11 protein-coding genes and 1 pseudogene are annotated in these 23,621 nt (G+C 70.0%); 5 read left to right on the top strand and 7 right to left on the bottom strand.

The genetic code is table 11. From position 1 onward, the window contains the following. Nucleotides 1-231: 231 nt before the first annotated feature. From aepX to IEW15_RS18815, 5 genes and pseudogenes are all read left to right on the top strand, one after another. Nucleotides 232-1,134 (top strand): annotated as a pseudogene (aepX, locus tag IEW15_RS18835) (phosphoenolpyruvate mutase); the annotation flags it as partial. A 52-nt stretch (nucleotides 1,135-1,186) separates the two neighbouring features. After that, a complete protein-coding gene (locus IEW15_RS18830) occupies nucleotides 1,187-2,458 on the top strand; it encodes an aminotransferase class I/II-fold pyridoxal phosphate-dependent enzyme (RefSeq protein WP_229708299.1) in 1,272 nt (423 codons plus the stop codon). Between the two features lie 46 nt (nucleotides 2,459-2,504). Next, the gene (locus IEW15_RS18825) at nucleotides 2,505-3,314 is read left to right on the top strand and encodes a phosphocholine cytidylyltransferase family protein (RefSeq protein ID WP_188580778.1); all 810 of its coding nucleotides are present in this window, start codon (nucleotides 2,505-2,507) and stop codon (nucleotides 3,312-3,314) included. A gap of 69 nt (nucleotides 3,315-3,383) precedes the next feature. Next, on the top strand, nucleotides 3,384-3,974 hold the full coding sequence (locus IEW15_RS18820) for a CDP-alcohol phosphatidyltransferase family protein (protein WP_188580776.1): 591 nt from the start codon (nucleotides 3,384-3,386) through the stop codon (nucleotides 3,972-3,974). Between the two features lie 19 nt (nucleotides 3,975-3,993). Continuing rightward, nucleotides 3,994-5,775: an asparagine synthetase B family protein gene (locus tag IEW15_RS18815; protein ID WP_188580774.1), complete on the top strand. Its 1,782-nt coding sequence runs from the start codon at nucleotides 3,994-3,996 to the stop codon at nucleotides 5,773-5,775. 15 nt (nucleotides 5,776-5,790) lie between these two features. Here IEW15_RS18815 and IEW15_RS18810 read toward each other — a convergent pair whose 3' ends face one another. From IEW15_RS18810 to IEW15_RS18780, 7 genes are all read right to left on the bottom strand, one after another. Beyond that, on the bottom strand, nucleotides 5,791-7,377 hold the full coding sequence (locus tag IEW15_RS18810) for a long-chain-fatty-acid--CoA ligase (RefSeq protein ID WP_188580772.1): 1,587 nt from the start codon (nucleotides 7,375-7,377) through the stop codon (nucleotides 5,791-5,793). A 5-nt stretch (nucleotides 7,378-7,382) separates the two neighbouring features. Further along, nucleotides 7,383-15,074 (bottom strand): type I polyketide synthase, encoded by a 7,692-nt coding sequence (locus IEW15_RS18805; protein ID WP_188580771.1) that lies wholly within the window; start codon nucleotides 15,072-15,074, stop codon nucleotides 7,383-7,385. Between the two features lie 34 nt (nucleotides 15,075-15,108). After that, nucleotides 15,109-15,546 (bottom strand): acyl carrier protein, encoded by a 438-nt coding sequence (locus IEW15_RS18800; protein ID WP_188580769.1) that lies wholly within the window; start codon nucleotides 15,544-15,546, stop codon nucleotides 15,109-15,111. Continuing rightward, nucleotides 15,543-18,902: an aminotransferase class III-fold pyridoxal phosphate-dependent enzyme gene (locus tag IEW15_RS18795; RefSeq protein WP_188580766.1), complete on the bottom strand. Its 3,360-nt coding sequence runs from the start codon at nucleotides 18,900-18,902 to the stop codon at nucleotides 15,543-15,545. Before IEW15_RS18795 ends, IEW15_RS18800 begins: the two co-directional genes overlap by 4 nt. Next, a complete protein-coding gene (locus IEW15_RS18790; protein ID WP_188580764.1) occupies nucleotides 18,895-21,798 on the bottom strand; it encodes a type I polyketide synthase in 2,904 nt (967 codons plus the stop codon). Before IEW15_RS18790 ends, IEW15_RS18795 begins: the two co-directional genes overlap by 8 nt. Nucleotides 21,799-21,835: 37 nt before the next feature. Further along, on the bottom strand, nucleotides 21,836-22,681 hold the full coding sequence (locus IEW15_RS18785; protein ID WP_188580762.1) for a hypothetical protein: 846 nt from the start codon (nucleotides 22,679-22,681) through the stop codon (nucleotides 21,836-21,838). A gap of 85 nt (nucleotides 22,682-22,766) precedes the next feature. Further along, the gene (locus IEW15_RS18780; protein ID WP_188580760.1) at nucleotides 22,767-23,594 is read right to left on the bottom strand and encodes a fatty acid desaturase; all 828 of its coding nucleotides are present in this window, start codon (nucleotides 23,592-23,594) and stop codon (nucleotides 22,767-22,769) included. Nucleotides 23,595-23,621 lie beyond the last annotated feature (27 nt).

Raw genomic sequence — 23,621 nt, 5'->3', positions numbered from 1 at the left:
GCGCGAGACCCCCGCCAAGCTCCCAAGCCGTCAGCAGACGGCGTCAAACCATGGGTAGCGGGCATTCGGCAACAGCCTCATATATTCCATAATATACCGTTCCATGCTCCGGAATACATATCGATGCGCGCACAGGAAATAACATCTAAGAATATCAATCACCGATTTCATGACAGTTATGTGAACATCTCCATCGTTCCCTGATCGATGGAGGACGACATGCCCCTTGACATGCACGCCGACAGCCGCCGGCCCGACAGCCCCGCCACCCGATCCCGCGCATTCCGCGATCTGCTGTCATCGCCCGATCTGACCTTTCTGATGGAGGCGCATAACGCGCTCTCCGCCCGTATCGTCGAGGAGGCGGGCTTTCCCGCCATCTGGGCGTTGGGGCTGTCGGTCGCGACCGCGCTTGGCCTGCGCGATGCCAACGAGGCATCGTGGACCCAGGTTCTGGACGTGGTGGAATTCATGGCCGACGCCACCCGCGTCCCGATCCTGATCAATGGCGATACCGGCTATGGCAACTTCAACAATGTCCGCCGGCTGGTGCGCAAGCTGGGCACGATCGGCGTCGCCGCCGTCTGCCTGGAAGACAAACTGTTCCCGAAGATGAACTCATTCGTGGGTGAGCGTCAGCCGCTGGCCGACGTGGCCGAGTTCTGCGGCCGCATCGCCGCCGGCTGCGACGCACGCCTCGACGACAATTTCTCGATCGTGGCCCGCGTCGAGGCGCTGATCGCCGGCCACGGCATGGACGAGGCGCTGCGGCGCGCCGAGGCCTATCACCGCGCCGGCGCCGACGCGATCCTGATTCATTCCAAACGCGCCGAGCCCGACGAGATCCTGGCCTTCGCGCAGCGCTGGGGCAACCGGGCGCCAGTGGTGATCGTGCCCACGAAATACTACCGCACCCCGGCCGCAGCCTATCGCGGCGCCGGCATTTCCACCGTGATCTGGGCCAACCACAACATGCGCGCATCGATCAGCGCCATGAGCCGTCTGTGCCGGCGGATCCGCGACGACGAGGCGATCGCCGGTGTCGAGGACGAGATCGCCACGCTGGATCAGGTCTTCGCCATGCTCGATTACGACGAGCTGGCCCATGCGGAAGGCGTCTATCTGCCCGCCACCTGATCCGCCCGCCCATCCCGCGCGTCCACCAACATCGTCAAGGACCATGGCCATGACGCTCGCAGACAGCCCCGCTCTCACGCAGGATCGGCCCCCCGCCGGCGGCCGCCCGCAGCGACAGCCGCTTGCCGGCCGGACGGCACTGGTATCGGCCTCCGAAACCGCCCGGATGCGGACGCTGGGCCGCGAGCTTGCGGCGGCCGGCCGGCGGATCGCCAATATGGCCGCCGGCGAACTGGACACAGCCCTGGCGGCGCCGGTGCGGCGGGCGGCGATCGCCGCGATCGAGGCCGGGCACAACCGCTATACCGACACCTCCGGCCTGCCGGGCCTCAGATCCGCGATCGCCGGGCTGGTGGCGGAGAAGACCGGCCTTGCCTGGACCCCGGCCGGCATATCGGTGACGGCGGGAGCGAAGCAGGCACTGTTCAACGCGGCCATGACCCTGATCGATCCCGGCTGCGAGGTTCTGATCCCCTGCCCCTATTGGACGACCTTCCCCACCCAGATCCGCATCGCCGGAGGCACCCCGGTCGCGCTCGACACCACCGCTACCGGCTATCTGCCGACACCCGCCATGATCCGGGCCGCGATCACGCCGGCCACCCGGATGATCGTGCTCAACACGCCCAACAACCCGACCGGCCGGGTCTATGACGCCGGTCTTCTCGACCAGATCGCCAGCATCGCGCAGGACCATGATCTGTGGATCCTGTTCGACGAATGCTATGGCGCGCTGGTGCCGGCGCCGGCCGTGCATGTGAACCTGCTGCGGCTGCGCCCCGATCTGCGCGACCGCGTGGTTCTGGTCGACAGCTTCTCGAAAAGCTGCGCGATGACCGGCTGGCGCATCGGCTATCTGGCGGCACCCGAGCCGGTGATCAAGGCCGCCAGCGCCTTTCAGAGCCATACCGCATCGAACCCCAACGTCATCGCCCAGCATGCGGTATTGGCGGCGCTGACCACCGGCCGCGCCGAGCTTGACGCCTTTCAGGCCGATATCCGCGCCCTGCTGGCGGGCAACCGGGCGCTGGCGCTCGATATCCTGGCCGGGCTCGATCGCGTGACGGTCCGGCCCGGCGAGGGCGGGTTCTATCTCTATCTCGACCTCGGCCGGCTGATCGGCCGGCAATTCGCCGATGGCAGCCCGGTCACCGATGCCGATGCGGTGGCCGAACATCTGCTCAGCGAGGCCGGCGTCGCCTCGGTGCCCGGCAGCGCCTTCGGCGACCCCCGGGGCCTGCGCCTGTCCTATGCGATCGATGGCGACGATCTCGCGACGGGCTTGCGCGCCCTGGTGGCGACATTGAACCGCGTCGCCTGATCCCTCTATCGCCCGATCCGTTCACAGCCTGCCGAAAGCACCCGCCATGACCTTGACCGCCATACCGATCAACGGCACGCCGCGCGGCCCCGGCCGCGCCGTCATCCTGGCCGCCGGCCTGGGCTCGCGCCTGCGCCCCTATACCGACAGCATCCCCAAGCCGCTGGTGCCGGTGGCCGGCCGGCCGATGCTGATCAATGCCCTGGACTGCCTGCACGCGGCCGGTGTGCGCGAGGTGGTGATCGTCACCGGCTATCGCGGCGAGCAGGTGCGCGCCGCCGCCCTGGCGCATGGCCGCAGGCTCGACAATGGCAATGGCCAGACCCTCGATATCCGCTTCGTCGACGCGCCGGATTACAGCGCCAGCAACAACAGCGTCTCGCTCTGGCAGGCGCGCGCCCATCTCGATCGCGACCTGTTCCTGATCGAGGGCGATGTGATGTTCGACCGGCACCTGCTCCCCCGCCTGATCAGCGCCGGTCCCGGCAGTGTGACGGCGGTGGCGCCCTTCCTGCCGCCGATGTCGGGGTCCACGGTCGCGATCGACCATGCGTCGCGGGTACTGAGCTTCCGCACCCGGATGCGGGCGGGCGAGCCCGGCACCGGCCGCCTGCTGAAGACCATAAACATCCATCTGCTGCGACAGGATTTCCTGCAACAGCAACTGGTGCCGGCGCTGGCGGCATCGGTCGCGGGCGGCCATGTGACCGCCTATGTCGAGGAGGTCATGGATCAGGCGCTCACCCGCGGCATGGCCGGCTTGCGGGCGGTGTCGTGCCAGGATCTGCCGTGGTTCGAGGTCGACGACGCCGGCGATCTGGAGACGGCCAACCAACTGTTCCGCAACGTCGCCTGACGGCCGGCCATCCACCACGCCACACAGTCCACGACGCCACACACCCAGACGCCACAGGAGGCCCGATCCATGATCCGTGCGCTTCTCGACCTACCCAATCTCATCACGCTGACCGGGCTGGCGCTGGCCATCGGCGGGTTCGCGGCCCTGCTGTCGGGCGCGCCGGCGGTGGCGATCGTCTGCCTGCTCTGGGCGCTGCTCGCCGACCATTTCGACGGGCTGGTGGCGCGGCGGATGGCGAACCGCGCCGCCGACATGCCGCAGATCGGCAAGCAGCTCGACAGCCTGACCGACATGGTCACCGGCGGCGCGTTTCCGGCGGTGCTGCTGCTTCAGGCCAGCGGCAGCGCGCCCTGGGCGATCGCCATCGGCATCGCCCATGCGGTCGCGGTCGCGGTGCGCCTGGGCTGGTTCACCGTCCACGGGCTGGATGGCGGCCGGTTCCACGGCGTGCCGATGACCTGGAACCTGCCGGTGGTGGCGATCATCCATCTGGCCACCGGCGGTGCAGCACCGCTGTTTCCGGTCGCGCTGGCAGCCGCCCTGGCGATCCTGGCCGTGCTGCATCTGGCGCCGGTCAGGGTGCCGCCGATCGGCGGGGTGATGTATCTGGTCGTCACGGCCTTCGTTGCCGCCACGACCGTGTTTCTGATCGGCTGATCCGCGGAGAGGCGCATTCATGACCACGATCTATGGCATCATCGGCCCCTCGGATGCCGGGGAGATGGCGGCGATGGCCGGCCGGCTGGCCCATCATGGCGCCCCCGGCCCGGTCTGGAGCCCGGCGCCGGATGTCCGCTTCGGCCGGGTCGGCCCAGGTGCCGCACCGGCACTCGATGGCGACCGCGTGCTGTTTGCCGGCCATATCGTCGGCGGTGGCGGCACCGCCGGCCAGCCCGATGGCATCACGCCCGAAGCGCTGCTGATCCAGGCGCTTTCCCTGAACGGACCCGACGCGCTGGCCGGCATCGATGGCGGCTTCGCGGTGGCGCTGGTCGACCCGTCCGGCCGATGGCTTCATCTCGCCCGCGATCCATACGGGCTGGAACCGCTGTCGTTCGCGCGGCTGGGGCGTGGCGGCATCGCCTTCGCGGGCGAATATAAGGCCCTGCTCGCTCTCGACGACGTGATCGCGCGGCCCGATCCGGATGCCATCACCCATTTCCTGCACACCGGCTATTGCCGGCCGGATGAATGCTTTCTGGCCGATATCCGGCCGATCCCGCCCGGGCACGGCATCACGTTCGGGCTCGACCGACCTGCCCCTGCCGATCGGCGCCGGTTCGCCCTGCCCGGCCCCTGCACCAGCACCCGCCCGCCCGAAGCGCATGCCGCCGGGCTGGAGGCAGCACTCACCGATGCCGTGCGCCGCCGCCTGCCGCCCGCCGGGTCACCCCCCACCGGGCCGATCGGGGTCTCGTTGAGCGGCGGGGTCGACAGCGCCTTCATGCTGGCGGCAATCCGGGCCTGCCGGCCGGACGCGGACATCCACAGCTTCACGGTCGGCCATGGCGAGGACGACCCTGAAATCGAGGGCGCCCGCCTGGCCGCCGCCCATATGGAGACCCACCACCACGAGGTGATCCTGTCGCCGCGCGATCTGGCGGCGATCCTTCCCGACGCCATCGCCCATGTCGAGGATCCGATCGGCAACGAGGAATACCCGTGTCTTTTCGCCATGGGCCGTGTGGCGGCGGAGCATGTCGACACGCTGTTCATCGGCAACGGCTCCGACACCCTGTTCGCCGGCATGCCAAGCCACCGCGTCGCCCATGCGGCCTTTGCCCGCCCCCGCCTGCGCCGGGGCCTGGAAGAGCTGATGACCGCCGAGCGGTCGGGCATCCCGCCCGCCAGCCGGGCCGGACGGCTGCTGCTGCATGCCCGTCACGGCGACCACCCGCCGGCGGCACCGCCACCGGTCAACGGCGCACGCCATGTGGTGCCGCCCGTGTCCTTCACGCCCGAGGCACCCGAGCCGCTGACCCGCATGCTTCATCGCAGCATCGCCGATTACGACGGCCGGATGGGCGCCCAGCACATGCTGTTCGCGGGCCCGGGCCTGTCGGTGCGCATGCCCTATTGGGACCGCGACGTCATCCGGGCGGCGATGGAGATGCCCGACGGGGTGAAGATCCACGATGGCCAGGGCAAGCATGTGCTGCGCTCTGCGGCCGCCCGCCGTCTGCTGCCGCCAGCCATCGCCTGGCGACGCAAGGGTATTCAGCAACTGCGCCATGACCGGGATTTCGCCGACATGCTGGACGGGCTGGCCTGCGACCTGCTGCATCCGCAGGCGCTCGATCATCGCGGCCTGTTCACCCGCGACCAGATCGACCGGTTGCAGGCCGCCCGGCGTGATGTCTATGCCAGCGCCGACGCCTATCGGTTGTGGTCGGTGATCGTGGTCGAGATCTGGGCGCGGCTGTTCGTCGATGCCCGGGGCGCGCGGCCGGCCCGTTGATCGGCCATCACGCCATCAATTCACCCCGCGCCCCTGCCCCGCCCAATGGGGTTCGCGCAGCACCCGCTTCAGGATCTTGCCGGCGGGGTTGCGGGGCAGGCGGTCGATGAAGGCCACGTCGCGGATCATCTTGAAGGCGGCGATGGTCTCGCGGGCATGGGCCATCACGGCGGCGCGGGTCAGCCCCGATCCGGGCCGCGCCACCACATAGGCCAGCGGCACCTCGCCCCAGCGCTTGTCGGGGATGCCGATCACCGCCACGTCGTCGATATCGGGATGGGCCGCCAGCACCCGTTCAATCTCGGCCGGATAGATGTTCTCACCGGCCGAGATGATCAGATCCTTGATCCGGTCGGTGATGTGCAGATAGCCATCGGCATCGACATGGCCGGCATCGCCGGTCAGGATCCAGCCATCCACCAGGGCGCGGGCGGTGGCCTCGGGCTGGTTCCAATAGCCCAGCATGCGTGTGGGGGTGTGAAAGGCGATCTCGCCGGTCTGGCCGGGCGGCAGCGGATTGCCCTGGGCGTCGATGATCTTCAGCCCCACCCCGCGCAGCGGCCGGCCGGCGGCGGTGCTGCCGGCGGCCGCAAGCGCCGCGTGTTCCGGCGCCGGCAGGAAGATCGCCATGTTGCTGGTTTCCGACAGGCCGTAATTCTGCGCGAAGCGGCAGCGGAACAGCGCCTGGGCCGCATCCAGAATCGGCCGGGGCATCGGCGATCCGCCATAGATCACCAGCCCCACCGACGAGACATCGGTGGTGGCCGCCGCCGGTTCCGACAGCATGAAGCGCAGCATCGCCGGCACGAAGGCGAGTTTGGTGGCGCGATGGCGGCCGATCGCTGTCAGCGCCGCCGCACCGGTGAAGGCCGGCAGCACGATGTTGGCGGCACCGTTGATCAACCCCTGGATCGCCCACCACAGCCCGCCGACATGGAAGCTGGGCAGGGCCAGCAGCGACACGTCGCCCGGCCGCCAGTCGATGAAATCATCGCCCGCGCGTTCGATCTCGCGCACCAGATCGATGAAGCCGCGATGGCACAGCACCACGCCCTTGGGCCGGCCGCTGGTGCCGCTGGTATAGACCTGGATCACGGGTGCGTCGGGGTCGGCTGCGTCCCGGCCGGGCGCGGCCGCGCCCTTCTCCAGCCAGTCTTCGAACCGTGTGGCGCCGCCCGTCCCCCCATCCGTATCGGCCGTGCCATCCATCACCACCAGCCCGCGCAGGGTTTGGCAGGTATCGGCGATATCGCGCGCCACACCGGCCATATCGGCGCTGACGAACAGCAGTTCGGCGCCGCTATCGGCCATGATATAGCGCAGATCGTCGGGCTCCAGCTTCCAGTTCACCGGAACGAACACCATGCCGGCCCGCGCGCAGCCGAACAGCAGGGCATAGGCGCGGTCGCTGTCCAACCCCAGAAAGCCCACCCGGGCGTGCCGGCCCAACCCCGATGCCACCAGCGCCGCCGCCACCCGGTCGGCGGTGGCGCGCAGATCCGGATAGGTCGTCACGCGGTCGCCGAAGATCAGCGCGGTGCCTTCATCATGCAGGTCTGGAATGTCGGCAAGCGTGCGCGTGGCGTCATAGAAGCTCAGCATCGGCGTCATCCGGCTTGGGTGTCGATCGCGGCAAGGATCAGGTCGCGCACCAGATCGGGCGCATCGGTGTGCAGGTTATGGCTGCCGGCAATGGTCAGACTGCGCGACCCTGGCAGGTTCAAATCCGGGTCCAGCAGCACCGGCGTACCGGCGAACCGGCTCTCGGCGCCGTGAATGCGGGTGCTGGGCACGCGCAAGCCGGCCAGCAGATCCAGATAGCCCTGGCAGGACAGGCCCGGATCGGCGCCAAGCGGGTTGCGCAACCGTGTATCCCAGATCCACGACACGCCACCGGCAACCGGCCGGGTCACCCGCCGGGCCAGCGCCAGCGCCAGCGCCGCATCCAGATGCGGATGGTTCAGCCCCAGCATCCGCGCGGCGGTGGCGATGTCGGGATAGACCGGATGGGCGGGCGCCTCGGTCAGATAGCGCAGGTCGGTCGCCAGCCGCTCCACCACCGGCCGGCCATCGCGCAGCGCCGGGGTCACCGGCTCCACCAGCACCAGATGCGCCAACCCGTCGGGCGCATGGGCGGCATACAGCGCCGCCGCCAGCGAGCCGATCGAATGACCGACCAGCACATAGGGCCGCCCCTCTCCTGACAGATCCACCACCTGGCGCACGACCCTGGCCAGATCGGCCACGAAATCGAACACCGTCGGCAGCACACCGGCGGGCGCATGGTCGCTGACCCCGTGGCCGCGCAGATCCGGGGCCACCACCTCATGGCCCGCCGCCGCCAGCCGGGCCGCGACCGGCCCCCAGATCGCGCCCTGATCCAGAATGCCATGCACGCAGATGATCAGCGGCGCCGGCGCGCGCGCGGCACCGGTCGCGGCCGCCCAGCGGCACAGGCCCAGGCGCGGGCCGCCACCATCGATCACCGCGCCCTCGATCATCCCGGCCTCGATCATCCCGGCCTCCATCGCCCGGCCGCTGTCGCCATCATCATCGGATGACCGGTTATCCGAGCCCGCCGGCACTGCCGCCACCGCCGCCTCGCCGGTCAGCCCCAGCACCGCGCCGGCCAGATGCCGGCCCAGCGCCTGAAGGGTCGGGTGGTCGAACAGCAGGGTCGGGTTCAGCGTGCAGCGCAAGCCGGCCTCGATCCGGTTCTTCAGCTCCACCGCCATCAGCGAGTCGATGCCCAGCTTCAGCAGGGGCTGATCCAGGCCGATATCGTCGGGTGCCGGCAGCCCGACCACGATGGCCACCTCAGCGCGCAGGGCGGCGATCAGCAGCCGCTCACGATCGGCGGGCGCCGCCGCCTTCAGCCGGTCGAACAGCGCGCCGGTCGCGGCGCCGCCCGATGCAACCGCCTGACGGTCGACAAGGGCGAAGGTGGCGCCGGCGGCGGCGGATGGCAGGCCGCGCCGGAACCGGGGCCAGTTGATATCGGCCACCATCGCCACCGGCAGATCCGCTGTCAGCAGATGGCTGAAGACATCCAGATTATGGGCGGCCGGCATCCGGCCCAGCCCCAGCGCCGCGAAACGCGCGTGGTTGGCGGCCTGCGTGCGCGCGGCCATGCCGCCATCGGTGGCGCCGTCGGTGGCGCCCTTATCGGCGTCCCATGGTCCCCAGTTGATGCAGGTGACCGGCAGCCCCTGTGCCTGACGCAGCCGCGCCAGCGCATCCATGGCGGCATTGGCGGCGGCATAATTGGCCTGCCCCGGCGCGCCGGTCACCGATGCGATCGACGAGAACAGCACGAAGACATCCAGCGCCGGCCCGCCGGCCGCCGCCCATGCCTCGGATGCCCGATGCAGGGTCCAGGCTCCATCCACCTTCGGCGCCAGAACACGGGCGAACCGGTCCATGTCCTGACGGGTGATCACGCCATCATCCAGCACGCCGGCCGCATGGATGATGCCGCCGGGTGGCGCCAGCTCGCGCCCCATCCGCGCCAGAACCGCATCGACGGCCGCGCGGTCGGTCACATCCAGCGGCCACACCCGGATATCGGCGCCGGTATCGGCGAAGCGCGCGATCAGGGCCGCCGCCGCGTCGTCGTCGGCATGACGCCCGGCCAGCACCACATGGCGGGCGCCGTCCTCCACCAGCCGCCGGGCGATGGCGCGCCCCAGCGACCCCAACCCGCCGGTGACCAGATAGCTGCGATCGGCGCGGATCGGCCCGGCGCCACCGGCAGCGGCCTCAGCGTCAGCGTCGGGCATGGTCAGCACCACCTTGCCGATATTGCGCGCCTGGGCCAGATGGCGGAACGCGGCCTCGGCGCGGGTGATCGGAAAGCCGCGCACCGGCAGCGGCCGCAGATGGCCGGCCTCCAGCCCGCGCACCACATCGCCCAGCAATTCGGCCTGAAGCCCGCCACCGGTCTCGTCGATCTCGCCCAGATCGAAGGCCGCGTAACTGATATCGGGGCGATAGGCCGCCATCCGCTCGGCGCTCCAGATGCCGATCTTGCCGATTTCGATGAAACGGCCGCCCGGCGCCAGCACGTCGGCGCTCTTCTCGATCACCGCGCCGGTCAGGCTGTTGATCACGATGTCGACGCCGCGGCCCTCGGTCACCGCCATGATCTCGTCGGCGAAATCCAGCGTGCGGGAATGCATCACATGGGCGACACCCTGCGCCTTCAGCACCGGCCATTTCGCCGGGCTGGCGGTGCCATAGACGATGGCGCCGGCGCGCCGGGCAATCTGGATCGCCGCCTGCCCCACGCCACCCGCACAGGCATGGATCAGCACCCGGTCGCCGGGGCGGATGCCGGCCAGCCGCTCAAGGCTGTAGATCGCGGTCATGAACACGGTGGGCAAGGCTGCGGCCTCGGCGAAGCTCAATTCCCCCGACATGCGATGGCCCGCCGGCATGCGGTGGACCAGCCGCCGGTCGACGGTCACGTGGCTGGCCATCGCCGAGGGCGCCATGGCGAAGACGGCATCGCCCACCGCCAGCCCGCGCACCGCCGCGCCCAGCCGCACCACCCGGCCGGCGCATTCGAAACCCAGCGGCTGATCGGGCGCGGTCATGATCCCGGCGGCCTCGCTGAACGCGGTCAGCATGCCCAGGGCATAGAGCACGTCCTTGAAGTTGACCGCGGCCGCCCGAACCTCGATTTCCACCGCGTCATCGGCCGGCGCCACGCGGGCCGCCGGCAGCAGCCGCAGCCGGTCGAAGGCGCCATAGCCGGTCGCGCGCAGCCGGAAGCCCTGATCGGCGCCCACCGGCGGCAGGGTCAGGGCCGGCCGGCCCTGCAACGACACGGCCCGGCTCAACCGCGCCACATGGCGCTGCCCCTGGCGCCAGGCCAGTTGCGGTTCGGTCGCCGGCGCCAGCAGATCGGCCAGAATCCCCGCAACCAGATCGTCGTCCAGCCGGGTTTCATGGGGCGGCAGGTCGATGCAGGTGCAGTCCAGCGCCGGATGTTCCAGCGCGATGCTGCGCCCGAAGCCCCACAACATCGCCTGCATCATCCCGGCCGGGCCGCTATCGGCGACCATCTGGCTGCCGGCGGTGATCAGCCACAGCCGCGGCAGGCGCCGGTCGGGCATCGCCGCCAGCGCCTTCACCAGCCCCAGCGTGCTGCCGCAGATCAACCGCGCCGCCGCCGCGCGCGCGGCCGGATCGTCGCTGTCGGTCACGTCCAGCGCCCACAGGTGCAGGATGCCGGCCAGCGCCATGCCCTCGGCGTCGATCCGCCCGGCGATCAGCCGCATCCAGGCCGCCGGGTCATCCACCGCACCCGCCAGATCATCCGGGCCGATCACCACCACCCGCCGACCACCGGCCGCCAGCGCCGCCGCCAGCCGGGCACCGGCGCCGCCCCGGTCGGCCAGCACCAGCCAGCCGCCATCGCCGGCAGCCGGATCGGGGGCCGTCGGATCGGCGGCTGGCTGCGGTTCCGGGTGCGGCTGCGGCACCCAGCCCGGCACATAGACCTTGTCCTTCCAGCCGGCGGTGACGAAGGCCAGGGCGCGCCGGTCGACCGGCACCGCCTGAAGCCCGTCCACCACCACCACCACCCGGCCATCCGGGTCGATCAGCCGCAGATCGGCAACCGCGCGCGGGTCGCCATCCTGGCGCCGGGGGCGCAGCACGGCATGGCTCCACACCATGGCCGGCACGGCGTGCAGCACGCGGACGGCCTCGATCCCCACCGGCAGCCAGGCGGGGCCCATGCCCAGATCGGCGAAGACCGCGCCAAGTGCCTGGAAGCAGCCATCCAGCAGCGCCGGATGCACGACATGGCCGGCCATGGCCGCCGGATCGACCGCCACCTCGGCCAGACTTTCAAGCACCGGCGGTTCCGGGTCCGCCGCGTCCGACATCCGGAACACCTGCCGCACACTGCGGAAGGCCGGGCCGTATTGCAGCCCCATCGCCGCATAGCGGCCATAGAAATCATCGGCGGTCATCGCGTGGCCACCGGCCGCGAAGCGCCGGCGCAGGCCCGCCAGATCAACGGGCTGTGGCGCGTCCTGGTTATGATCCCCGGTCACGATATCGCCGGCGGCATGCAGCGCCCAGGCGGCATCCGCCTCAGCGCCGCCATCGGTCGCGGCGGTGCTGAAGATCCGGAAACCGCTGCCACCGCCATCATCGCGGGCGCCGATCACGGTCTGCACGACCTGCGGCCGATCGGCGGCCAGCACCATCGCCGCCTGGATCGACAGATTGCGCAGGGCCGGCCGCCCCCTGCCCCCCGATGCCGCGCCGCCCGCCGCCGAGCCGCCCGCCGCCAGGGCCATGTCCACATAAGCGGCCCCCGGCACCACCACCCGGTCATACACCCGGTGATCGGCCAGCAGCCGCGACCGTCCGGTCGACAGCACCGCCTGATACAGCCGGTCGCCGGCCGGCTGGGCGGCATTGATCAGGGGCTGGCCCAGCAAGGGATGATGGCCGGTCTCACCGTCGCGGGCGGCGGCGGCCGCGATCACACCGCCGCCGGCCTTGGGCTCGGGCAGCCAGTACCGGTTGCGCTGGAAGGGATAGACCGGCAGCGCCAGACGCCGGGGCAGCGGCTGATCCAGCCGGCCGGCGCGGCGCCAGTCCAGCGCCACGCCGCCCAGATGCAGCCGGGCCAGCGCGTCGAGCATCCGCAACCAGTCGTCACCATCGGCGGCAAGGCTCGCCACGGTCAGCGGCGGTGCTGGCGTATCGAGGCAGGCGCGGGCAAGCCCGGTCAGCGTCGCGCGCGGACCGATTTCAAGCCACGCACCCACCCCATGCCCGGCCATGCAGGCCACGGCATCCATGAACCGCACCGGCGCCAGCACATGGCGCACCCAGTATTCCGGATCGCGGATCTCGTCGCCGGCCACCCGTCCGGTCAGGCCCGAGACGATGCCGATCGACGGCCGGGCATAGGTCACGCTGCGGGCGACCGCGCGGAAATCATCCAGCATCGGTCGCATCAGCGGCGAATGAAAGGCGTGGGAGACGTCGAGCAGGCCGCGATCGGCGACGCCATAATCGGCCTTCATCCGCGCACACACCGCCAGCACGGCATCGCGTGCGCCGGATATCACCGTCTGATCGGGGGCGTTGATGCCGGCGATCGCCACCACATCGCCCATCCGCTCAACGATCGCCGCCACCGCCGGCGCCACCTGTGCTGCACCCGCCGGCACCACCGCCATGGCGCCGCCGTCCGGCAGAGCCTGCATCAGCCGGCCGCGCGCCGCGATCAGCCGCAGGCCGTCATCCAGGCTGAACACCCCGGCGATACAGGCGGCGGCAAATTCACCCACGCTATGCCCGGCCACGAAGGCCGGCCGCAGCCCCCAGGACAGCCACAGCCGCGCCAGCGCATATTCCAGCGCGAACAGCGCCGGCTGGGTGAAGCCGGTCTCGGACAGGCGATGGCCAGGATCGCCCCACAGCAGATCGCGCAGATCGGCGCCGATCAGCGGTGCCAGGATCGCCGCCGCCCGGTCGATCGCGGCGCGGAACACCGGATGCAGGTCATAGAGCCGCCGGCCCATGCCCGGATATTGCGCGCCCTGGCCCGAGAACAGCAGCCCCAGGCGCGGCGCCGATGCCGGCGCCTGCCCGCGCCGGCCGGCCGCGCCACCATCCGCCGCCCGTTCCAATGCCATGGCCAATCCGGCCATATCGGTCGCGGTCACCGCCAGCCGGTGGGGCAGATGGTCGCGACCGGTGGCGAGTGTCGCACTCAAGGCATCCAGCGGCAGATCGGGATGGGCGCGCAGATGGGCCGCATGGCGCGCGGCAAGCGCGGTGAGCGCCGCATCGCCGCGCGCCGACAGCAGGACCAGATGCGCCGGCTGCGCGGGCGCCGCCTCACCGGTCTTCTCGGGCGTCACCGCCTCCGGCGCCTCGACGATCAGATGGGCATTGGTGCCGCTGAAGCCGAAGCCGCTGATACCGGCGATCCGTGGACCCCGGGGCCAGGGCATGGGCTCGCGCACCACGTTGAACGGCAGCGCCGCCCAGGGGATATGCGGGCTCAGATCGCCAAGCTGCGGATAGCCGGGGATGATGCCGTGGTTCAGCGACAGCACCAGCTTGATCAGCCCGGCCATGCCGGCCGCGACCTCCAGATGCCCGACCAGGGTCTTCACCGATCCCAGATACAGGGGCCGGTCGGCCGAATGGCTTTGGCCGAAGACCTGGCCCAGCGCGCCCACCTCGATCGGGTCGCCCAGCGCCGTGCCGGTGCCATGGGCCTCGATATAGCCGATCTGGTCGGGTGCCAGGCCGGCATTGGCCAGGGCCTGACGGATCAGCGCCACCTGTGACGGGCCGTTGGGCACCGTCAACCCGCCGCTCGCCCCATCCTGATTGACGGCGCTGCCCCGGATCACCGCCCACACCCGGTCGCCATCGGCGCGGGCGCGGCTCAAGGTCTTCAGCACCAGCACCGCCGCCCCTTCAGAGCGGACATAGCCATTGGCGCGGGCATCGAAGGTCTGGCAGCGGCCATCGGGCGACATCATATGCGCCTTGGAAAAGGCGATGGTCGGCTCGGGCGCCAGAACCAGATTGGCGCTGGCAGCCAGCGCCGCGTCGCATTCGCCGCGCCGCAGACTGTCGGCCGCGCAATGCACCGCCACCAGCGCCGACGAACAGGCGGTGTCGATCGACATGCACGGGCCGGTCAACCCGAAGCTATAGGCGATGCGCCCGGCGGCGACGCTCGGCACATTGCCGGTGCCCCAATAGGCGTTGAGGTTATCGGCATCCGCCGCCGCCATCCGGCCGTAATCGGAGGCGCAGATGCCGACGAACACCCCCGCCGGCGTGCCCTGAAGGCTGTCGGGGGCGATGGCCGCATGTTCCAGCGCGTGCCACGACAGTTCCAGCAGCAGCCGCTGCTGCGGGTCCATCAACGCCGCCTCACGCGGTGCAATGTTGAAGAACCCGGCATCGAACCGGTCGACCCCGCTGATGAACCCGCCACGCCGGGTCGACATCCGCCCCGGCCGGTCGGGATCGGGATCATACAGCGCGTCGATGTCCCAACGCTCGGGCGGCACCTCCACCACCGCGTCGCGACCTTGCGACAGCAGCGACCAGAACCCGTCCAGCCCGCCGCCGTCGCCATCGTCGCCGGCCACCCCCGGCATCCGGCAGGCCATGCCGACGATCGCCACCGGCTCGGCCAGGGCATCCGCCGGCGCCCTGGCCCCGCGCAGCGCCGCCACCTCGGCTTCAAGGTGCTGGATGACCCTGAAGGCCTTGTTGAGCTGATCGGATCCCTGCATCATCTGGCGGCGCTCCCGGTCGTCTGGTGTCTGGTGGTCAGAGGTCGTATTTCTCTAGCATCCGGCGCAGCGCCGCGCCGGGATCGTCACCGGCCGCATCGGCATCGGACGCGGCATCGGACGCGGTGTCGGGCGCGGCGTCGGGCGCGGCCTCGGGCGCGGCCTCGGCCAGCCCCACCGCATCGATGATGAAACCGGCCAGCCGGTCGGGGGTGGGGTAGTCGAACATCAGCGTGGTCTGAAGCGGATGGCCCAGCGCCTCTTCCAGATCCTCCTTCATCTCCAGCGCGCGCCGGCTGTCGATGCCCAGATCCTTGAACCGGTCATCGGGGCCGATCGCGGCATCATCCTCCAGCGCCAGCGCATCGCGCAGCCGCGCCATGATGTCGTCGACCAGCATCAACCGCCGGATCGCCGGCGGCGCCTCGGCAAGCCGCACCCGCAAAGCGCCGTTTTCCGCACCCGACCAGGTCATGACAGCGTGGTCTCCATCTGCTGCGCGGCCGGCTCTCGGGCTGGGATCGCCTCGGCCACCTGATTCTCGATGATCTTGGCCAGCAGGTTCAGCCAGCCATGGACGACATCGGCCGCGAACAGCCCGGTGTCGTAATCCAGCTCGATCCGCAGGCCATCGGGCAGCGGGAACAGGTTGATCATCAGATCGCATTCGATCCGCCCGTTCACCGGCGCCACCAGTTCGGGCACCGCCCCGCCGAATGACGGCATCCCGGTCAGCGGCTCGACATTGAAGGTGATGTCGACCGGGGTTTCGCGGCCGGCCACCGCCGCCGATCCGGCAGCGGCGGCCCGTGCCTGATAGGCATCGCAGATGTCGTGATACGCATAGCGGGCATGGTTGAACAGGCGGCTGGTCGCCTCGCGGGTGGCGGCCAGCGCCGCCGCGAAATCGCCCGCCTCGGCCGGCAGCAATGGCAGCAGGTTCACGCAATTGCCCACCAGCCCGCGCAGCCGGCTGGTGCGGTTGGCGACCGGCAGGCCGATCACCGGCAGCCGGTTGCGCGATACCCGGTTCAGAAACAACTGGGTGCAGGCCAGCAGCCAGGTGAAGCTGGTGGTGCCGGCGGCGCGGGCGGCATCGCCCACCCCGCGGCTGACCTCACCCGTCAGCGTCAACCGGGCGCGGGCTCCCGGCCGCGCGCCGATGCGGCCCTGGCGGAACCGCCCGCCGTCATTGCCGGGCGGGGTGGCGGCTGCCACCTGATGCGCGATCAGCGCCTCGATCGCCGGCCCCCAGAACGCCTTGTCGGCCAGATGGCGTTCGCTGGCCCGATAGTCGTGCTCATGGGCGATCCAGTCGCCATAGGCCAGCGCCGGCGCCGGGGTGTCGCCGGTCATGGCGGCCGCGATATTGCCCAGCAGCACGCTCAGGCTCCAGCCATCGGCCACCAGATGATGCAGGGTGATGCCAAGCAGGGCGGCGCCATCCTCGAACACATCGATCCGCAGCCGCAGGGTCTCGCCGCGCGCCAGATCCAGCGGCGTCATCTGCTCGGCGGCCATCATCCGCTCCACCCGATCGGGCGAGGCCGGCCCCGCCTGATCGGCCACCACCACCACCAGCCGTTCAGGATCGGCCGGCGCCTGGGCGCCGAGGTCGAGATCGGGCACCAGCGACAGGGCGTCATGGCGGCGGATCTCATCGGTCACGGCCCGCGCCAGCCGTGCCGGATCGATGCCGGCCTCGAACAGAAAGCCGAAGCTGATATTGCAGGCGGCCCGGCCATCGGGCCCCGACCGGTCCAGCCGATAGAAACGCTGCTGGGCATCGGAGAGCGGCAGGCGGTCGTCCACCACCGCCAGGGCATCGCGACTGGGGGCAGTGGGGCGGGCGGCAGTTGAACCGGCGGCGGCCGGCAGCGCCGGCATCAACCCCAGCGGCACCAGTTCGGCGCAGGTGGCGCGCACGACATCCACCAGCCGGTCAAGATCCGCCTGGGCATGGGCGGTCGACAGGAAGCAGTTGCGGCCTTCCCAGATATAGATGCCATTGGCCAGCAACTGATAGAAGAACAGGTCCAGATTGCCCTTCGACGCGAAGCGGAACAGCGAACTGAACTGTTCGATCGTCACATCGGCGCCGGTCTCGCGGAACACCTGGGTCAGCCGGGCGGCCAGCGTCTCGGTGGTGGCGTTCAGGCGGTCGTGCAGGCTGCCGTCATCGACGGCCAGATGTTCCAGCACCGCCAGCGATGCCGCCATGGTCAGCGGATGCTTGGAGAATGTCCCGGCAAAGAAGATCGTCGATCCGGCCGGATAGCTGGCATCGCCATATTGCCACCAGCCGCCGTCGATGCCGTCGAGGCAGGCGGCACTGCCGGCCACCACGCCGATCGGCATGCCGCCGCCCACCACCTTGCCATAGGTGCAGATATCGGCGCGCACCCCGAAATAGTCCTGGGCGCCGCCACGGGCGCAGCGGAAGCCCGATATCACCTCGTCGAAGATCAGCACGATGTCGCGAGCGGCGGTGATCGCGCGCAATTCCGCCAGGAACGCGGCCGGCCGCATCGCCGGCGCCCGGCTCTGCACCGGCTCCACCAGCACCGCCGCGATCCGGGCATGGTTGTCCTCGATATGGCGCAGCGCCGCGGGGTCGCCGTAATCCAGCACCACGGTGTCGGCGACCATCGATGGCGGCGTGCCCAGGCTGGCCGGCCGGGTCTGCCCGCCGGCGGCACTGCGGGCCAGGAAGCCATCGAAACTGCCATGATAGGAATTGCGGAAGATAACGACCTGCTCACGGCCCGGCGCGGCCTGCCCCGCCTTCAGCCGCGCCAGCCGCAAGGCGGTCATCGTGGCCTCGGTGCCGGAATTGCAGAACACCACCCGGTCATGGCCGGTCAGCTCGGCGATCAATTCGGCCACCCGCCCGGCCATGGGCGATTGCGGCCCGATCGCCATGCCCCGGTCGATCTGCGCGCGCACGCGGCTGGTGATGAATTCGGGCGCATGGCCGAACAGATGCACGCCGAAGCCCATGGTGAAATCGACATAGCGGTTGCCGTCGATATCCACCAGATGCGCGCCCTCGGCGGTTTCAGCCAGCACGGGATAGACCATGTCCTTCAGCAGTGGCCGGAACCCGGCCGATACCCGGTTGTCGGCCAGAACCCGGCGGTATTGCTGCGCCATCGCCTTCGATCCGCCGGTGCGCGCATTATGCGTGCGGGCCAGCGCCGTGATATGGGCCAGCTTGCGCGGATCCTCGTCGCGGCCGTCACGATCCAGCTTCACCGCGAAGGCGCTGAACCGGTCGCCTTCGCCGGCAGGCGTGGCCGGCGCGGTGGCAACCGGTGTGGGGGTGGCCAACACCGGGGGCGTCGCTGCCACGGGCGGCACCACCGCCGGCTGCCCGGCCAGCAGCCGCAACTGCCGCTCCATCAGATCGAGCTGGCGGCGGACGATGTCTTCGACCACCCCCGCCTCTGCCGACACAGCCCCCGCCAGTGCCGGTGCGGGCGCCATCTCTGGTGCGGGCGCCGGCGCCTCGACAGCCTCGCGCCCCGGAACCTTCTGCCCCGGAACCTCCGGCCCCAGAACCATCTGCCATTGACCATGGCTGTGGATGTAATCCGCCACCCTGGCAATGGTGTTGACGGACTCATAGATCTCGCCGATCGGCAGCGACACCCGATAGCACTGGTTGATGTCCTGAAGCGCCTCGGCCAGCATCAGCGAATCCGCGCCCATATCCACGAACAGCACATCCGGATCGATGCTGGCCGGCGGCTGGTCCAGGCTGTGGGCCAGTTCCCGAACGATATGGTCGATGATGGCCGAAACCGCGCCCGGCCTCTGATTGTCAGCCATGACGGCCGCCCTCCCGCTGCATGCTGGTCTGGTGTTTCAGGGTTTCGATCAGGCTCAACTGGTCGCGCATCACATCCAGTTGGCGGGCGATGATCTCCCGCGCCGGTGGCATCGCCACCACATCAGGCACCCGTGGCATCGCCACCACATCAGGCGCCGGCGCCGGCACTGTCGCCTTGTCGGGCGGCGGATCATCGCGCTTAACCGACACGCCCCAGCATGGCCGGCACGCCAGATGGCGCGCCGGCAGCCGCACAGGCTGTGCACCCGCGAACAGCGGTGTGGTGTCCAGGCCGAGCCCGGCCTCGAACGCCCGCCCCAGGGCCCCCAGCAGCGCCATCACCCCATCCGTCCCGCGCTGTTGCAGGCTGATCGCGGCCACGCCGCCACGGTCGCGGGCAATCAGCGGCGCCAGCACCCGGTCGGGGCCGATCTCGATGAACAGGTCGATGCCCGCGCCGTCCAGGTCGTCGCCCGCCACCAGCCTGGCGATGCCGGGCGCGAACGCCACCGGCGCCAACATCTGCCGGCTCCAGTAATCCGACCCGGCCGTCAGCGCCGCCAGCGGCCGGCCGTCCAGGTTCGATATCACCGGAATGGCCGGGGCCGCCGGCCGGATGTCGCGGCTGGCCCGCGCCAGCCGCGCCGCCGCCGCGGCAAAGGCCGGGGAATGAAAGGCATGGCGGGTGCGCAAGGGCCGGCTGGCAATGCCACGGGCGGTCATCGCCGCCGCGAACCGCTCAACCGCCACAGCCGGCCCGCTGATCACACAGGACCGCGCGGCGTTGATCGCCGCCAGATGGCACGGCTCGCCACCGGCATCCGACGCGAGATAGCCGCGAACCGTGTCGGCATCGGCCGTGACGGCGAGCATGGTGCCCCCCGGTGTCGTTCCCTGTGCCGTTCCCTGCATGGCGGCGGCCCGCTCATGCACCAGCCGAACCGCCTGATCCAGGGCCAACATGCCACCAATGGTCTGCGCCACCAGCTCGCCCAGGCTGTGACCGATCAGGGCGGCCGGCACCACCCCCGCCGCCATCACCAGCCGCGCCAGCGCCTGCTCGTGGCAGAACAGCGCCAGTTGCGCCAGATGGGTATCGGCCACAAGCCGGTCGTCGCCATTGGCACCGCCATGCAGCAGGTCATCGGTGGTGAAGCCCGCCACGCCCCGGATCAGCGCCGCGCAATCGTAGAATGCCGCGCGGAACACCGGGTTGCGGGCATGAAGGTCGGCGCCCATGCCGGCATGCTGGCTGCCCTGCCCGGTGAACACCAAGGCCACGCGCGGCGGTGCGGCACCCGCCCGGCCGGCATCGGCCGCCATCACCCGCAAGCGGCGGACGGCGTCGCCCCGGTCGGTTGCGGCCACCGCCACCCGGTGGCGCAGGGCATCGCGATCCCGCGCCAGGGCATGGCCATAGGCGGCCAGCGGCGCGGTGCCATCCTCGATCGCCTGGGCCAGATGCTGCATATCGGCGGACAGCAGCCCGGCATCATGGCTGGACAGCATCAGCAGCGCCGGCCCGTCATCCACCGACGCGACACTGTCGTCGCCGGCCGGTGCGGCCTGAAGGATGACATGGGCATTCGACCCGCCGAAACCGAACGAGCTGATCCCGATACAGGCATCGGCACGGTCGATCGCCACGGCACTGGTCGTAATCGCCAGCCGGCCCCCCGCCCGCGCCACCACATCGTTGAACGGCGGCGGCACCGGATGCGGCGGGATCATGCCGTGTTCCAGCATCAGCATCGCCTTGATCAGCCCGCCCATGCCGGCCGCGGCCTCCATATGGCCCAGATTGGCCTTGGCCGATCCGACATGGCAGGGCGCCGCCGCACCATTGTCCCGCCCCTTGCCCTGGCCCTTGTCCGGGCCGAACACATCGGCCAGCGCCTTGAATTCGATGGCGTCGCCCAGGGTGGTGCCGGTGCCGTGGGCCTCCATATAGGCCATGTCGGCGGGGGTGACGCCGGCGCGCGCCATGGCGCGGCGGATCACCTGCACCTGGGCCAGCCCGTTGGGGGCGGTGATGCCGTTGCTGCGCCCATCCTGATTGGCGGCCGATGCCCGGATCAGCGCGCGGGCCCGGCCATGGCCGCCGCAGGCCGCAAGCCGGTCGGGATGCGCCAGGATGACGACGCCCACGCCTTCGGCGCGGCCATAGCCATCGGCACCGGCGCCGAAGCTGTCGCAGCGCCCCGATGGCGACAGCATATTGGCCTGCGAGAAGGCCAGCGTCAGATCGGGCGACAGGATCAGGCTGACCCCGCCCACGATCGCCAGATCCAGATCATCCTGTGCCAGCGCCCCCAGCGCCACATGCAGCGCGGTCAGCGATGACGAACAGGCGGTGTCCACCGTCAGGCTGGGGCCTTTGAGATTGTAGTAATACGACAGCCGGTTGGCGAGCAGGCTGTGGGAATTGCCAAGGCCGTGATAGGCATCGATGCCGGGTTTGTCGCAGGCGCCCAGCAGCATGTAATCGGTGCTGCCGGCGCCGATGAACACGCCCACCGCCCGGCCGCGCAGGGCATCGCGGGTGATGCCCGCATCTTCCAGCGCATCATGCGCCACCATCATCAGCAACCGCTGCTGCGGGTCCAGCTTCGCCGCCTCGCGGGCCGAAATGCTGAAACAGGCCGGGTCGAAGCCGGCGATGTCGCGCAGATAGCCGCCGGTCAGCGTGGTGATGCGCGGCCCCAGCACCGGATCCGCCGCCGCCCGCCACAGGCTTTCGCGCCGGCGGTCGGGCGCGCCCGCCAACCGGTCGCCCGCCATCAGCCGCCGCCAATAGGCCGCCGGATCGTCGGCGCCGGGAAACCGGCAGGCCGCGCCGATGATGGCGGCGGTGCCGGCGGACGGGCGGGTGTCAGAAACGGGGCTGGCGGGCATGATGGCGGGCGCTTCCGGTGCGGGGGGTATGCGGCGATCAGGCGGCGCGGCGCATCTCGCGGCCACGGGCCAGCAGGCTGTCGAACAGCCCGGCCCAGATGTCGAGCAGCCCGGCGGTGAAGTGCTCGATCTCGTCGTAACGCGCCGGGGTCAGCGCCTGGCGGACCACGTACCAGCTATCCTCGGAATGGTCGTCATCGACGAAATGACCCTCGTCATCCTCGACATGCACCGAGTGATAGCCATTGGGCACGTTCAGCGCCGGGCAGACCTTCAGGCTGTTCATCGCCCAGGGGCTGTAATAGGGCATGAACACGGTCTCGATCCCGGCCAGCAGCACCGCCAGCTTCAGGTGGTCATCCTGGTTCTCGTCCATGGTCCGGCGGGTCGCCGCGGCCTCGGGCGATGGCTGGTGGCCGCGCCAGTCGGCCTCGGTCAGCCCCAGCGTGGTCATGGCATCGGCCAGCCGCCAGTAATGCGCCAGCGACGGATGGCCGACGAAATCGCCGGTGCCCTTGGCATCGGGCTGGAAGCCCAGTTCTTCCAGCACGTTCAACTGCACCAGGAAACGCGCCGCAAGCTTGGCCTTGTAGCCGTGGGTGGGCTCAAGCTGCGAGGTGGTCTGCATCAGCCGCAGCAGGCTTTCGGTGAACACCTCAAGGAAGGCCGCGCGCACTTCCATATGCACCAGCCGGATGCCGTCCATGGTGAATTCACCGGCCTTCCAGGCATCGAGGATCGGGTGATTGTGCAGGCGATGGGCCTGCATGGTCTGCACCAGCCGGCGGGTGAAGGCCTCGTTCTGCGCCCACAGCGCCGGATCGACCGTGTCCTTGATCAACTGGCGGGAGCTGTGGCGCGGGTCGGTGGTCAGGTCGGACATGATTGCCTCCCGGTTTTTTGTGGCACGATGTGTTTGATGGTCTATGGAGCGGGTGTGCTCGATCAGGCAGCACGGACCCGCGCGTTCAGGCCGTGCGCATCCGGCCGCGGGCGCGGCGCTCGGCCAGTTGCGTGCCCCAGCCCTTGCCCTGAAGCTCGGCCGGCATCTTGCCCGCAAGCTCGGCGTGATAGGCCGGAAGCTGGCTCCAATGCAGGGCCTGGCGGAAATGATGGGCGGCGTGATAGCCGGCATTCCAGGTCAGCCAGTTATAGAACCGGCCGGTATTGGTGCGTGACCCGGTATAATCGTCGCCCATCGGCAGCCCGCTGTGATGGGCATAGGCCGCATATTTCAGCATGTAGATCATCATCAGCATCGGCACGATGAACACGATCAGCGACGCCACCGGGTCATAGATCGTCACCGCCGCCAGCAGCACCGCGCACAGCGCCGTATAGACGATGAAGTTGCGCCGCAGCGCCTTCTTGCCCCGGCTGAGCGGAATGCAGGACGGGTAGTGCCACAGCGCCGCCTTGATAGTGAACTCATGCGCGCCCATGGTCGACCCGTCGGGCCGCGTCCAGTTCAGCGTGTCGAGCTTGGGATTGAAGTAGTTGGCATGGTGGCCGACGATGTGGTTCAGCGTGCCCGAGAACGGCGTGGTGCCGGTCTGGAAGAACATCATGATTTCCAGCACGCGGTTCAGCGCCGGCGACACGAAGGTGAAGCTGTGGATGTGGTTGTGGTTATAGGCCACGATCGACAGCCGCGCCGGCAGCAGCAGCACCGAGGCCGCGATCATCCACCAGATATTGTCGACATAGGCATAGATCGCGAACAGGCCCGCGAACAACGCGACGATAAGCGCGGCCGGCCATATGTCGACCGGGTTGCGGAAAAGGGTCTTCAGCACGGCTGATCTCCTGGCGACAGGTCGGTT

Source organism: Tistrella bauzanensis (assembly GCF_014636235.1).
GTDB classification, from domain to species: Bacteria; Pseudomonadota; Alphaproteobacteria; order Tistrellales; family Tistrellaceae; genus Tistrella; species Tistrella bauzanensis.
This window is presented reverse-complemented; position numbering and strand designations above follow the sequence as displayed.